This is a genomic window from Nitrospira lenta (assembly GCF_900403705.1).
Lineage (GTDB): Bacteria > Nitrospirota > Nitrospiria > Nitrospirales > Nitrospiraceae > Nitrospira_D > Nitrospira_D lenta.
The window spans coordinates 628,840-641,805 of the sequence record NZ_OUNR01000001.1; the positions used below are offsets into that span (position 1 = coordinate 628,840).

Annotated in this window: 18 protein-coding genes; 2 read left to right on the top strand and 16 right to left on the bottom strand. The window is 58.2% G+C overall.

Features of this window, described 5'->3' with window-relative positions:
* Nucleotides 1–234 precede the first annotated feature (234 nt).
* Together NITLEN_RS03010 and NITLEN_RS03015 are read left to right on the top strand one after the other, a co-directional pair.
* Entirely contained in the window at nucleotides 235–1,209 is a 975-nt protein-coding gene (locus NITLEN_RS03010) for an NHL repeat-containing protein (protein WP_121988086.1), read from the top strand.
* Nucleotides 1,206–1,907 (top strand): hypothetical protein, encoded by a 702-nt coding sequence (locus tag NITLEN_RS03015; RefSeq protein WP_121988087.1) that lies wholly within the window; start codon nucleotides 1,206–1,208, stop codon nucleotides 1,905–1,907. Before NITLEN_RS03010 ends, NITLEN_RS03015 begins: the two co-directional genes overlap by 4 nt.
* 4 nt (nucleotides 1,908–1,911) lie before the next feature.
* On the opposite strand, the gene NITLEN_RS03020 is transcribed toward NITLEN_RS03015, so the two are convergent.
* The 16 genes from NITLEN_RS03020 to pth all read right to left on the bottom strand — a co-directional run bounded on the left by NITLEN_RS03020 (nucleotide 1,912) and on the right by pth (nucleotide 12,964).
* Entirely contained in the window at nucleotides 1,912–2,280 is a 369-nt protein-coding gene (locus NITLEN_RS03020; RefSeq protein ID WP_146216074.1) for a PilZ domain-containing protein, read from the bottom strand.
* Between the two features lie 277 nt (nucleotides 2,281–2,557).
* On the bottom strand, nucleotides 2,558–3,025 hold the full coding sequence (locus NITLEN_RS03025) for a peptidylprolyl isomerase (RefSeq protein WP_342776532.1): 468 nt from the start codon (nucleotides 3,023–3,025) through the stop codon (nucleotides 2,558–2,560).
* 198 nt (nucleotides 3,026–3,223) lie between these two features.
* Nucleotides 3,224–3,931, bottom strand: coding sequence for a ribonuclease III (gene rnc, locus NITLEN_RS03030; RefSeq protein WP_121988089.1), 708 nt, complete (start codon nucleotides 3,929–3,931; stop codon nucleotides 3,224–3,226).
* Nucleotides 3,932–3,944: 13 nt separating this feature from the next.
* Nucleotides 3,945–5,195: a beta-ketoacyl-ACP synthase II gene (gene fabF, locus NITLEN_RS03035; RefSeq protein ID WP_121988090.1), complete on the bottom strand. Its 1,251-nt coding sequence runs from the start codon at nucleotides 5,193–5,195 to the stop codon at nucleotides 3,945–3,947.
* Nucleotides 5,196–5,204: 9 nt separating this feature from the next.
* Nucleotides 5,205–5,438, bottom strand: a complete 234-nt coding sequence (gene acpP, locus NITLEN_RS03040; protein ID WP_121988091.1) for an acyl carrier protein — start codon at nucleotides 5,436–5,438, stop codon at nucleotides 5,205–5,207.
* A gap of 92 nt (nucleotides 5,439–5,530) precedes the next feature.
* On the bottom strand, nucleotides 5,531–6,274 hold the full coding sequence (fabG, locus tag NITLEN_RS03045; RefSeq protein ID WP_121988092.1) for a 3-oxoacyl-[acyl-carrier-protein] reductase: 744 nt from the start codon (nucleotides 6,272–6,274) through the stop codon (nucleotides 5,531–5,533).
* Nucleotides 6,275–6,301: 27 nt separating this feature from the next.
* Nucleotides 6,302–7,252, bottom strand: coding sequence for an ACP S-malonyltransferase (gene fabD, locus NITLEN_RS03050; RefSeq protein ID WP_121988093.1), 951 nt, complete (start codon nucleotides 7,250–7,252; stop codon nucleotides 6,302–6,304).
* A gap of 80 nt (nucleotides 7,253–7,332) precedes the next feature.
* Nucleotides 7,333–8,307 (bottom strand): beta-ketoacyl-ACP synthase III, encoded by a 975-nt coding sequence (locus tag NITLEN_RS03055; protein WP_121988094.1) that lies wholly within the window; start codon nucleotides 8,305–8,307, stop codon nucleotides 7,333–7,335.
* On the bottom strand, nucleotides 8,304–9,326 hold the full coding sequence (gene plsX, locus NITLEN_RS03060; protein ID WP_121988095.1) for a phosphate acyltransferase PlsX: 1,023 nt from the start codon (nucleotides 9,324–9,326) through the stop codon (nucleotides 8,304–8,306). The genes NITLEN_RS03055 and plsX overlap by 4 nt, the downstream gene beginning before the upstream one ends.
* Before the next feature lie 295 nt (nucleotides 9,327–9,621).
* Nucleotides 9,622–9,807 (bottom strand): 50S ribosomal protein L32, encoded by a 186-nt coding sequence (gene rpmF, locus NITLEN_RS03065; protein WP_053378488.1) that lies wholly within the window; start codon nucleotides 9,805–9,807, stop codon nucleotides 9,622–9,624.
* A gap of 49 nt (nucleotides 9,808–9,856) precedes the next feature.
* Nucleotides 9,857–10,489 carry a YceD family protein gene (locus NITLEN_RS03070; protein WP_146216075.1) on the bottom strand — a complete coding sequence of 211 codons (633 nt, stop codon included), beginning with the start codon at nucleotides 10,487–10,489 and terminating at the stop codon, nucleotides 9,857–9,859.
* A 5-nt stretch (nucleotides 10,490–10,494) separates the two neighbouring features.
* Nucleotides 10,495–10,770 (bottom strand): 30S ribosomal protein S18, encoded by a 276-nt coding sequence (rpsR, locus tag NITLEN_RS03075; RefSeq protein ID WP_121988097.1) that lies wholly within the window; start codon nucleotides 10,768–10,770, stop codon nucleotides 10,495–10,497.
* Between the two features lie 23 nt (nucleotides 10,771–10,793).
* Entirely contained in the window at nucleotides 10,794–11,207 is a 414-nt protein-coding gene (locus NITLEN_RS03080) for a single-stranded DNA-binding protein (RefSeq protein WP_121988098.1), read from the bottom strand.
* Complete coding sequence (gene rpsF, locus NITLEN_RS03085; protein WP_121988099.1) at nucleotides 11,194–11,541, bottom strand: 30S ribosomal protein S6; 348 nt, start codon at nucleotides 11,539–11,541, stop codon at nucleotides 11,194–11,196. The genes NITLEN_RS03080 and rpsF overlap by 14 nt, the downstream gene beginning before the upstream one ends.
* A 170-nt stretch (nucleotides 11,542–11,711) precedes the next feature.
* Entirely contained in the window at nucleotides 11,712–12,296 is a 585-nt protein-coding gene (locus NITLEN_RS03090) for an acyloxyacyl hydrolase (RefSeq protein WP_121988100.1), read from the bottom strand.
* A gap of 83 nt (nucleotides 12,297–12,379) precedes the next feature.
* Nucleotides 12,380–12,964: an aminoacyl-tRNA hydrolase gene (gene pth, locus NITLEN_RS03095; protein WP_121988101.1), complete on the bottom strand. Its 585-nt coding sequence runs from the start codon at nucleotides 12,962–12,964 to the stop codon at nucleotides 12,380–12,382.
* Nucleotides 12,965–12,966: the final 2 nt, after the last annotated feature.

Sequence of the window (12,966 nt, forward strand, 5' to 3'; positions counted from 1 at the left end):
GGGCATTTTTCATCAAGTCAACGCCTGACTCAACGCCTGCCCATCGAGAAGCAAGCCGCGCGTCGCGCAGTCGATACTTTTGACCGGCCCATCGCCCGGTCAGACTCATGCATCTCTCCCCAACCCATTCCTTGACAGTCTCTTCACCCGTTCGTTACGATGCACGCCTGTCTTCACACTGATTAATCAAGCTTGAACATCCCATCATCCACCTACAATGTTCGCGGCACCCTCATGAGGGCCACACTCGTCTGCTGTGCGCTCGCAGGTTCGTCGGGGCTCGTCCACGCAGCCCAAATTACCGGACTCGAAGGGCCGAACAGCTTCGTCGGCGACCAACTGGGCAAAGAATTTTTCATCTCCAATGTGAATGGGGAACCGGACGCGCGCGATAATAACGGATTCATCACCAAAGTCGATGCCGACGGGAAGGTCCTCAATCTCAAGTTCATCCAAGGCGGGATTGTCGATGTCATGCTGCATGCCCCCAAAGGCCTGGCGGTCGTCGATCAGACCCTCTATGTGGCCGATCTCGACCAGTTGAAGGGGTTTGACAAATCAACGGGGAAATCCCTCGTGGTCATCAGCTTCCCCCCACTCCCCTCCAAAGGCACCGTCTCCCTCACCGATGTCACGGCCGGGCCGAACGGCCTGCTGTACGCGTCAGACCAATCGAACAACACGATCTACCGTATCGAGCAAGCCGCCGGTCATCGCGTGAGCGTGCTCATTCATGACGACCGCCTTGCCGGCCCCTCCGGTATCGCCGTCCATCCGCGCACCGGCCATCTCATCGCGGTCAGCTGGGAGAAGGGCAAGATTTTCGACATCACACCGGAAGGCCAGCTCTCCGAGCTCGAGTCGAACGGATTTTTCACCGGCCGCTTTCAGAATCTAAGCGGAGTCGATTTCGACCGGTGGGGCAACCTGTACGTCTCGGATTTTTCCAGAGGGAAAATCTGGCGCATGACCCGGGACCAACGCTTCCAGGTGATCGCCGAGTATCTCCTCTCGCCGGCCGATATCAGCATTGACCGCACCAACAATTTGATTCTCGTGCCCTATCACTATGCCCACGCAGCGGAAATCAACGGGCTGGAGGCTCCCTCGGACGGCAAGAGCCGGGACAACCGGCGCACCCTCGCTGACTACGGGTTTGGAGCAGCGGGCCCCCCGCAGCCCGCCAAGGAAGGAACCCCAGCCAAATGAGCCACTGCGCCTACTGCACACAACGCAAAGGCAAGCGCGTATGCCCAGGCCTCAACGGACTCATCTGCAGCCAGTGTTGCGGAGAGCATCGCCTCGTGCGCGTGACCTGCCCCAGTGACTGTGTCTATCTCGACAGCGGCAGCGACTATCAGCAAAAACGGCTCGGCGAGCAATTCATGCCGTTGCGGCGGGAATTCTATCGGGAGCTCGGCGAATTCGGCGGACAACAGGCCATCTCCCTCTTCAACCTCATCGAAGTGATTACGGTAAGCTTCTTCCAGGGACGGCGTGACGGGCAGGATGCAGAGGTCGTCGCCGCAATCCAAGGACTGCGCCGCACACTCAGCCCCCTGCATGTGCCATCGGCTCCCATGCCTGTCTTTGCCGAACATCTGATTAAAGAATATGACGCGTTTAAGAAGCAAAACCCCAAGCAGATTGCCGACTCATCCAATGCCCCTGAAATCCTTGATCGCGCGATCAAATTCGTGTCGGACTTTTCCGGAAAAGATTTTCAATCACGCCGCTTTCTCGGAGGGCTGATCGGATATGTCACGGCCTATCATCCAGAGATCGCCGCGAACTTACAAAAGAAACATGAGCCGGGCCACATCGTGCTGCCAGGCCAATCGTTCATGCCCCCGCCCGCTGCCGAAGCCCATGAACACGGGCCTGAATGCCAACATCATCGCCACTGATCCCTTACCCTACCGCTTGACCGGGAGCTTCATCGCAGCCGATTGATGACTGCAATGTGCGCTCTATAAATCCCGCCAGTTGGAAGTCTGATCCGTTCGAGATGGACTGGATCTCCACGCCGAACTCATTCCCTCGGTTCCACCGCACCATCGCTTGATCGATATCGATCGGAGCCGAGACGCCCGGCAGCCACACACGAATCATCACCGGCGCATGCAGAGACAGCACATCCTTTCCCTGCCGCTTGACTCGAAACCCGCTCAAGGAAAGGTCACGCACCATGCAGCGCTGGATGGCGCTGGACGTCAGAATACAGGCATGGCACTCGCTCGAGACTCGCCGGTACATGCGACGGGTTGATGGGTTTCTCACGGAATTCCTCCTCGGTAGACACCCGCTCGGTTTCGATAGGGTGAGAATACCGTGGCATCTCCTTTAGAGAAATCCCACAAAAGCCCCCCACCAAAGGTAGGGGGTGAGACCGCTTCAATGGCAGCCCTTAAGATTGTGCGTGGCAGGCAATGCGCGAAGTAACACATAGTCCCGACAAAGCGTCAGCCGCAGTGCCAGGCGAAAAAGAGAAAGCCCTTTCCGTTGCGTACGGGAAGGGCTCTCTCGATTCATCCAATCGGATTGGAAGAGACGCGCGTTACTCGACGATCGTGACCGTCATTTCAATCCGGTCGTTAGGTAGGTCGCGATCATTTTTCGGCAAGTTCACAATCTTGTCGGCTACACCGATTCCTTTGGTGACTTCGCCGAAGACCGTATACTTCCGATCAAGGAATCGCGAGTCTTCGACGACGATGAAAAACTGCGATCCCGCCGTATCCGGGTCGGTTGCCCGCGCCATCGATACAATGCCGCGCTTATGGGGAGTGTCGCTGAATTCCGCCTTCACCGTGTAGCCGGGACCGCCCTGCCCATATGAATCTTTCTTGAGCGAATCTTTGGTATTGGGATCGCCGCCCTGGATCATGAACCCCGGGATCACCCGATGAAAAATCGTGCCGTTATAGAATCCGTCCTTGGCCAGCTTGATAAAATTCTCCACGTGCTTGGGAGCCAGTTCGGGAAACAGTTTCAGTTCAATCTCGCCGAATTTCGTTTTGATGATCGCCCGCGGCTCCTTGGACGTCTCGACCTTGGGCGCCGGCGCTTTATCCGCAGCATCACTGACGCCCGCCCCGAATACGAACGGAATACACACCGCCAATACGGCACACCCCATCACCCAGTTGAATCGTCTCTGCATCATCGTCCTCCCTTTACCGTGGGCCTCTTCTCCTGACTATACCGGCCACCGCGCCCGGCTTCAAGACTCGCTCCGATCAAGCGCACAGCGAGCCGCCATCTGTTCCGCCTCTTTCTTGCTCAAACCCTGCCCGGCCCCCACCACACGCTCGTTGATCCGCACCTCGACCTCGAAATGCTTCTGATGATCCGGCCCGGACTCACGCACCGTCACATACTGCGGCAGCTGATCGTATCGTTTCTGGCACCACTCCTGGAGCCTGGTTTTATAATCTTCTTCCCCCGGCGTCGATTGATGGGCTTCGGCCTGACGCAGCTCTTCCTGCATCACGCTCAAGGTAAAGGCTCGGCCCGCCTCCAGCCCCCCGTCGAGATAGACCGCGGCAATCACCGCCTCCAAGGCATCGGCCAACAGAGAATTCTTTTCCCGTCCTTGCGAGAGTTCTTCTCCGCGCCCCAGTCGCAACATCGCGCCGAGATTCATCCGGCGGGCCGCGTGAGCCAGCGAGGACTCGCTGACGAGATTCGCCTTCAGCTTAGACAGAGCCCCTTCGCTTAACTGCGTATACAGTTGCGCCAAATGGTCGCTGATAATCAGTGAGAGGACCGCATCACCGAGAAACTCCAACCGCTCATTATGGGTTCGTGTCGTCCCCTTCCGCTCATTGACATGAGACTTATGCGTCAGCGCTTCCGTGAGCACCGTGGGGTTCTTAAATCGATAGTGGGGTACCGATGGAACTGGATCGGCTGGAGAAGCCGGTGTCATAGGCGCACCCGCGCTAGACCTCTAGGCGTCTGAAAATCAGACAGGCATTCACCCCGCCGAACCCGAACGAGTTCGAAAGCGCCACGTTGATCGGCACGGCCCTGGCTTTGTTCGGCACGTAATCGAGATCGCATGCGGGGTCAGGATTTTCCAGATTGATCGTGGGCGGCAACAGGCCGTGGTGGAGCGCCAAAATACTAAAGACGGCTTCGATGCCGCCGGCCGCGCCGAGCAAATGTCCCGTCATCGACTTCGTCGAACTGACGGGGATCTTATAGGCCTGCTGGCCGAAGACCTGCTTGATGGCGCGGGTCTCAATCGCATCGGCCATCGTAGAGGTTCCGTGCGCATTGATATAGCCGATCTGATCCTTGGCGATCCCGGCATCTTTCAACGCCAATTCCATGCAGCGCACGGCGCCTTCGCCTTCTTCCGGCGGCGCGGTAATGTGGTAGGCATCGCTGTTCATGCCATATCCGATTAACTCCGCATAGATCCTGACACCCCGGCGCCGCGCATGCTCGAGCTCTTCCAGGACGACGACGCCCGCGCCTTCGCCCAGCACGAATCCGTCCCGGTCCTTGTCGAACGGCCGGCTGGCTCTGGTCGGTTCATCGTTGCGAAACGACAGCGCTTTCGCGGCGGCAAATCCCGCCACACCCAGCGGCGTAATTGCCGCCTCCGCGCCACCGGCAACCATCACGTCGGCATCACCGTGCTGAATCAGACGGAACGCATCGCCGATGCAGTGGTTCCCTGTCGCACAGGCGGTCACCGCGCAGGAATTCGGCCCCTTGGCGCCGATGCGAATCGCCACCTGCCCCGAGGCCAGATTGATGATGGTCATGGGAATGAAGAACGGCGACACCCGACCGGGACCTTTTTCCTTGAGCACGTCGTGATAGTGCTCGATCGCGCCCAAACCGCCGATGCCGGATCCGATATACACGCCGACTTTCGTGGCTTCTTCCGGCGCGACCTTCAGTCCCGCGTCATCCACAGCCAGCTGGGCGGCGCCCACGGCATAGTGGATGAACGTATCCATCTTTTTGATTTCTTTTTTTTCGATGAATTGGCCCGGATCGAAGTCGCGCACTTCACCGGCGATTTGGGCGTCATAGGCCGCCGGATCGAACTTGGTGATCCGCCCGATGCCGGATTGCCCGGCACAGAGCGCAGCCCAGGTCTTGTCCACCCCGGTCCCGAGAGGGGTGACCAGTCCTACGCCTGTCACGACAATGCGCCGCGTCGATCGCTCAGCCATAGGTCCCGCTTATGACTTTTCCTTGATGTAGTCCAATGCTTTTCCGACCGTGAGGATTTTCTCGGCATCCTCATCGGGGATCTCGATCTCGAATTCTTCCTCAAGCGCCATCACCAGCTCGACAGTATCGAGTGAGTCGGCTCCCAAGTCCTCGACGAAGGAGGCTTCGGCAACCACCTCATCTTCCTCAACGCCGAGTTGCTCGGCAATAATCTTTTTCACGCGCTCATCAACAGTTGCCATCGATCTGCCTACCTCCTTCCCCAACGTGACTGACCCTCTGCTGCAACATGGGGATATGCTGCCGCTGGTTGTTCCCAGACCTTGGGGACCATCTATACCATTAACATGCCGCCATTCACATGCAAAACATGACCGGTAATATACGCCGCCTCATCTGAAACAAGAAAGCGGACCGCCGCCGCAATGTCAGCCGGCGTACCCAACCGTCCCAACGGAATCTGTTTCTGCAATGTTTCCTTCACGTCGTCCGACAAGCCATGCGTCATCGCCGTGTCGATGAACCCCGGCGCCACCGCGTTGACCGTCACATTGCGCGTCGCATATTCGCGTCCGACCGTCTTGGTGAAACCGATCACGGCCGCTTTCGACGCAGCGTAATTCGCCTGGCCGGCGTTGCCCATCACGCCCACGATCGACGCGATGTTCACGATACGACCATACCGCTGCTTGGTCATCGGCTGCAAGACCGCCTTGGTGCAATTGAACGTGCCGTTCAGATTGACCTGCAGCACCAGATTCCAATCTTCTTCTTTCATGCGGAGCAGCAATCCGTCGCGGGTGATCCCGGCATTGTTGACCAGAATGTCGATCTTACCCCAGGCCTTCATGACCTGCTCGGCCATGGCCTTGGTATCGTTCGCATCCGCCACATTGACCTTGACGTTTAGCACTTTCCGGCCTAACGCCTCGATCGCCTTCACCGTCTCTTGCGACCGGCTCGGATCCAGATCCGCGACGACGATATCGGCGCCCGCTTGCGCCAGCGTTTCCGCAATCGCCCGGCCGATGCCCTGAGCTGCCCCTGTGACTATCGCAACCCGCCCTTGCAATGACATGCCGATTTCCTTGTTAAACGTGACGGATCAGGCCGAATGCGCGGCGCCGAGCGCCTGGAGTGTCGCATCCAACGATTTGGGATCATGAACGTTCAATAATTTTGCATCCGGAAGAATGCGCTTGATCAGGCCCGTCAACACCGTCCCGGGCCCCACCTCAATAAATGTGGTCACACCCAGCTTCGCCATTGCCTGCACCGAGTCTTCCCACAAGACCGACGACGGCAACTGGCGGACCAGCGAGGGCTGAATCTCATCGGCCCGGCTGATAGGTTTGGCTTCGGCATTATTAATAAGCGGCGTGGCCAAATCAGTCCATTGCACGGCGGCAAGATCTTTCGATAGGCGGTCGGCCGCAATCTGCATCAACGGAGTATGGACCGGCACGCTGACCGGCAACGGAATCGCCTTCTTGCAGCCTTTGCTTTTGGCCAGTTCAATCGCTCGTTCAACGGCAGCTTTTTCTCCGGCGATGACAACCTGCCCCGGCGAATTGAAATTGGCCGCGGCAACCACCCCGACCGCCGAGGCCTCGCGGCAGACTTCCCGTACGACATCCGGGGTCAATCCGAGCAGCGCGGCCACCTGGCCGGTGCCCGGTGGTACTGCTTCAGACATATACCGTCCACGCTTCTGCACCAGCCCGACGGCATCTCGAAAGGACACGCCACCCGCAGCCACTAACGCCGAATATTCACCGAGACTGTGTCCGGCCACCGCCACCGGCTTCAGACCCGCCGAATCCAATGTCTTGAATGCCGCGATACTGCTCACCAACAAAGCCGGTTGCGTGTTCTCCGTAAGGTTCAGCCGTTCAGCCGGCCCTTCAAAGCAGAGCGCTGCACTGTCATACCCAAGGACGGACGACGCCTCGTCATAGATCTGTTTCAGTCTGGGATGGGCGTCACACAGGGCTTTGCCCATGCCGACCGACTGCGACCCCTGTCCTGGAAATACCAATCCGATGCCTGAATTCATGGGGGGTAGATATCTTAGAAATGGCGTGGAATGTCAACGGGAAAAGTTGGGCCGGACGACGGCCTGTCGGTTCCCCGCCATTACCATCGGATCAACGCCGACGCCCAGGTCAACCCAGCTCCAAATGCGCCTAACAGGACCAACGATCCGTCTTGAACTCGCCCTGCGCGAACCGCCTCATCCAGCGCAATCGGAATCGACGCGGCCGACGTATTCCCATAGTGCTCAAGATTCAGCATGACCTTCTCAATCGGAAGACCGAGCCGTTCCATCACCGCCTTGAGAATCCGCATATTGGCCTGATGCGGCACGTAGAGGTCCAGATCTTCGACCTGCAGATGGTTCGCGGCCAGCGTCTCCCGCGCAATCTCTTCCAATGTCCGCACGGCAACCTTGAAGGTCTCATTCCCCTTCATCTTAATGAAATGGGTCCGCTCGGCTATGACCTGCTCAGAAAGCGGCGTACGCGACCCGCCGGCCGGCACGGTGATCAGCTCGCAGAGACTCCCATCAGACCGCAAATGCGTCGAGAGAATCCCCTGCTCACCGTCGCTCGCGCTGACGACTGCGGCCCCCGCCCCATCACCAAACAGGATGCAGGTATTCCGGTCGCTCCAATCGGTAATCGCCGACATCACCTCGGATCCGATCACCAACACATGCCGCATTCCGGTTCGCACATAAGCATCCGCTACTGACAAGGCGTAGACAAATCCACAGCAGGCCGCCGACAGATCGCAGGCCGCCGCCTTCGTCGCACCCAATTGATGCTGCACCAGGCACGCGGTCGCTGGCAACGGATAGTCGCCGGTACAGGTGGCGACCAGGATCAAATCGAGATCGGATGCCGCAAGACCGGCTGCCGCCAGCGCACGCTTCCCGGCCTGAACCGCCAGATCCGAACAGGCCTCTCCGGATGCCGCAATGTGACGCTCACGAATGCCCGTCCGCTCGCGAATCCACTCATCGGACGTCGCCACCATACGTTCCAATTCCGTATTGGTCATGACTCGAGACGGGGTATACGATCCGGTTCCCGCGATACGGGATTTCATGCAGAGGGCTCCACAGGCGATGGGCTGGCAATGGTCTCTTCGATATCCCGCTGAATCAGTTCGTGCACGCGCCCTTCAGCCATTCCTTTGGCCCGGCGGATGGCATTCTTAATGGCTTTCGCCGAGGAGCGTCCGTGACAGATGATGGTGATCCCGTTAACGCCGAGCAACGGGGCCCCTCCGAACTCGGCATAATCAATCTTGCGTTTCAGATTGAGGAGCGGCGCTGCGATCAGCGGATACGCCAGCCGCCCCAGCCACGAACTGGAAATTTCTTTGATCAAGAGTTTTTTGATCGTCTCAGCCACGCCCTCGGAAATCTTCAGCGCGACATTCCCGATAAACCCGTCGCAGACGACGACGTCGGCCGTTCCGCTATAGACCTCACGCCCCTCGACATTGCCGATAAAGTTCAGCGTACTGGCTTTTAATAGTTTAAACGCTTCTTTGGTGACTTCATTGCCCTTGCTGTCTTCCTCACCAATACTCAGAAGGCCGACGCGCGGATTCGGTTTGCGAAACAGGTGTTTCCCGTATTCGTTCCCCATCAGGGCAAATTGTTCGAGATGTTTCGCCGAACAATCGACATTGGCGCCGACGTCCAGCATGATGGCCTCGCCCGTCAGTGTCGGCAAACTGGTGGCGATGGCCGGCCGCTCGACCCCTTTCGTTAATCCCAGCACAAAGAACGACGACACCATGCTCGCACCGGTGTTGCCCGGACTGACCACGGCGCTGGCCTCTCCGTGTTTGACCAACTCCGTCGCGATCCAGATCGACGAATCCCGTTTTTTACGCGCCACTGCCGCCGGCGATTCATGCATCTCGACGACCTGCGGGGCGTGCCGAATGGAGAGGCGGCCATCGGTCGCACCGAGGCGCGCGCATTCGCGCTGTAAGGTCGTCTCATCGCCGACAAGAATGACCTCGACATCGAGCTCCTTGGCAGCCTGCATGGCGCCTTCGATACAGGGTGCAGGACCATGGTCCCCCCCCATCGCATCAAGCGCAATCTTCATAGGGAGTCACATACTCGAAAATGGGTGAACAAATAACGCCTCTGAGCACTCGCACTAGACCATAGTTGTGCGACAGGCATCGCCAGAGGCGCGGAACCATAGTCTCGCACGATCACAGCAAGCGTGATCTTCATAGAGGATAATGTACTCGAGATTGGGATAGATGGCTGAACACGCGTGGCACCCGTGATTGTCCCCGATGTGCCGAGAGCTTAGCGCAGGCGCACGAAATGCACAACCGGAAGGAAAGTGGCCGAGGCCTATCGGCCTCGGCGCATCTGTTCTCGCGGTCCTGCTAGGACTCTTCGACCTGAATGACTGCCTTACCCTTGTAGGTTCCGCAGTTCAAACACGTATAGTGCGGCAGCTTCAGCTCGTGGCACTGCGGGCATACGGACATCCCCGGAGGGGTCATCCGCAGCTTTTGTGTGCGCCGCTTGTCGCGGCGTGCACGAGAATGTTTATGTTTCGGATTAGGCATGGCAACTCCTTCCCACGTTCAAGACCGCCGGGAGCTCAGCTCCCCGACGTCACTTCTGTTCAGTCTTCACATTCCGTAATATTTGAAACGGATTGGTCGGCGCCTCAGCCGGACAGGCACACCGCCCCTCGTTCAAATTCTTCCCACAATGCGGGCACAACCCCGCACAATCGTCTTTGCACAACGGATGCATCGGATTCGACAAAATCACTTGCTCTCGCAACATCGGTGCGAGTTCCAAATGATCGCCTTCGTAATGATAAATCTCGTCATCCGTTTCGTCCGGCTCAACTTCTACCGGCTCGACAGCTTTCTTGCGATGGTCAACCCGCTTGGCAGCCGGCGGAACGATCTTTGGCTCAGGCTCATAGACGACACGGAGCGCAAACGCCAACGGCTCAGAGAAATGAGTCAAGCACCGCACGCACTCCCGGATGGCCGTCCCTTCCACCACTCCGGTCACACAAATCGTGCGCTCGACCTTACTCAGGTCCAATCCGACCGCCAGCGCTCCGTCGAGCTGCGTGTCGGCTTCGACCAGTCCTAGCTCCTCAGCGGTCACATCGCCCGTCAGCGACAACCCATCGGCGGTGATATCTGCAAGATGCGGTGTGAGCAGATCCATCATGACCTCCGGCGACCAACCGGCTCCAGGTGCCTGTATCGCGTCGCGCTGACTCACGCGCGCTATCGCTCCTCGGCAAAGCTGATAATCGCGATGTGCCGGGCGCGCTTGATTGAAATCGTCAATTCACGTTGATGCCGCATGCAGTTCCCGGAAATCCGGCGCGGAACGATTCGCCCGCGCTCGGTGAGAAAATTCCTGAGCAGCCCGGCATCCTTAAAATCAATTGGAGCCTTCTCCAAGCAAAACCGGCAAGGCCGGCGCCGTTGAAACAACCGCCCGCCGCCCCCGTTACCATCACGACGATCGCCGCCAGTTGCACCACCCGTTCGTTCCATCACTGCCTCCTCGTTCGTCCTAATCAATGCTGTTCGTCATATTCATAGCTGGGTTCGTCATGGATCGGCGGTTCACCGCCCGGTCCGCCACTCGCCCCGCCGCCATCCTGACGCTTCGGCATGAAGGTCACGCTCTGGGCCACCACTTCATGCTTACTGCGCTTCTGGCCGTCTTCGGTTTCCCAGCGGCGTTGTTGGAGCCGCCCTTCAATGATCGCCCCGTTGCCTTTGCTCAAATACTGCCCGCAATGTTCAGCCTGCTTGCCGAACACGACGATATCTACGAAACAGACTTCCTCTTTCAGCTCCTCACCCTGCTTGAACCGCCGGCTCACCGCCAGTCCGAAACTCGCCACGGGGGTCCCGCTCGGCGTGTACCGCAGCTCGGGATTCCGCGTGAGGTTGCCCATGAGGATGACTTTATTAAATCCGGCCACCGTCGGTCTCCTGCGCTGAGGCCTCTAACGGTCGCGGCGGAACTAATTCTTTTTCGAGATGGACGGTCAAGAACTTGAGGATGTTGTCTTCCAAACGGTAGGCCCGCTCGAGTTCGCCGACGGTCGTGTTGGGCGCGCGGAAATAGAAATAGGCATAGGTGCCTTTTCGCTCATGCCGCACTTCGTAGGCAAGCTTCTTCTTGCCCCAGTTCTCGGCCTTGATGAATTGTGCACCGGTCTTATCGGCCACGGCTTTCATCTTGTCGATGAGGGTATTGGTCTCCTCGTCGGAGACGGACGGACGAATAATGAACAGAGACTCGTACAGCTCCATGCAGCAATCCTCCTGGACAAAGGCCCCGGATCCAGTCCGGAGCGAGGTGTAGGTGCCTCTATATGAGGCGTAATGAACGGTGGACGGTATCACAGCGGCAAAGAGGCTGTCAATTGAAGGAGGGATGCTGGAGATCGTTCTGGCTACGCCATGTCCCCGATCAGCATCCGCTAATCTCTGCGATCAAACCAATAAATCAGCTCAACCAGATGGAGATCCACTCCGCGGCTGTCTTGCCCGTAGAGCGTCGCATCCGAGTAGTGCTGAAAGTGATAGCCGATTCCGAGCGGTCCAGCCACGCGGCTGGTAATTCCGAACGTCCATACAAACTGAAAGGGTCCGCCGAAATTCTGCCGGCCGAATTTGGAATCACTCAGCAGTGCCCCTCCCCCTCCCATATCGATGGCCACGAGTCCGTCCTTGCGCCCTACTACAATGTCGAGCGGCACCACAGTCATCACTCCGTTGGTTTCATCACCACCTCGGAGCGCGCCGAGCGAAGCCAGCATCCTCGTACCGAGTATCCAGCCTCCGCCAAGCTCTTTTTCCCAGGGGAGCCGAACGGTTGCCGCAAGATCGATCTGGTTAAAATCGTTCTGTCGCTCTTTCCCGAGAGGTGATCCGCCACTGACGCCTCCTCTGATCCTGAGCGATTCAAAGGCGAACTCTCCGGCCCTAGCCGCCCCAACGAACCCAGCAAGGACAGCCATCACACTCGTCAGAGCAATGACCATCACGTGCATATGCTTACGCATCCAAGAGCCTCACAATCATCATGCCCATCGGCTTATCGAATCATTGCCATGGCACGGCTCATCCTACACTCACCAGCGGTCGCCTAGGCCTCGTCCTGTATAGGCTTTTCACGAATATTGAATTGATTCATGGCAGTGGAAAGACCGCGGTGAATCAGGCACTCGAGTGCGTCGACGGCTTGTTCGAGGCATGGCGTAAAGACCGCCATCTCATCCTGCATGACAGGCTGCAATACATAGTCGGCAGCATCCAGGCCTGGAGCTGGTCTGCCGATTCCGATTTTGACCCGGATAAACTGCGGAGTCCCAAGCGCCTCTATCACCGATTTAATCCCGTTATGGCCACCAGACCCGCCGCCCTGCTTGATGCGTAGCCGACCGGGCTCTAAATCGAGATCGTCGTGAAGGAGAATCAGGTTGTCCGGCTTGATTTTAAACTCGCGCAGCAAGCCTTTGAGGGGAGGACCCGTGAGATTCATCCAGTCCAACAAGCCCGCCAGCTCGATGAACTCCGACCCGAGCCGACCTGATCCTCGTTGAGCTGTACCGCGGGAGATGAGACGGATAGACCATCGAGCAGCCGCCCGCTCGATGGCCCACATACCGGCATTGTGACGGGTCTGGGCGTAGGCTCTGCCAGGATTGCCCAGTCCGACGAGGAGATACACCG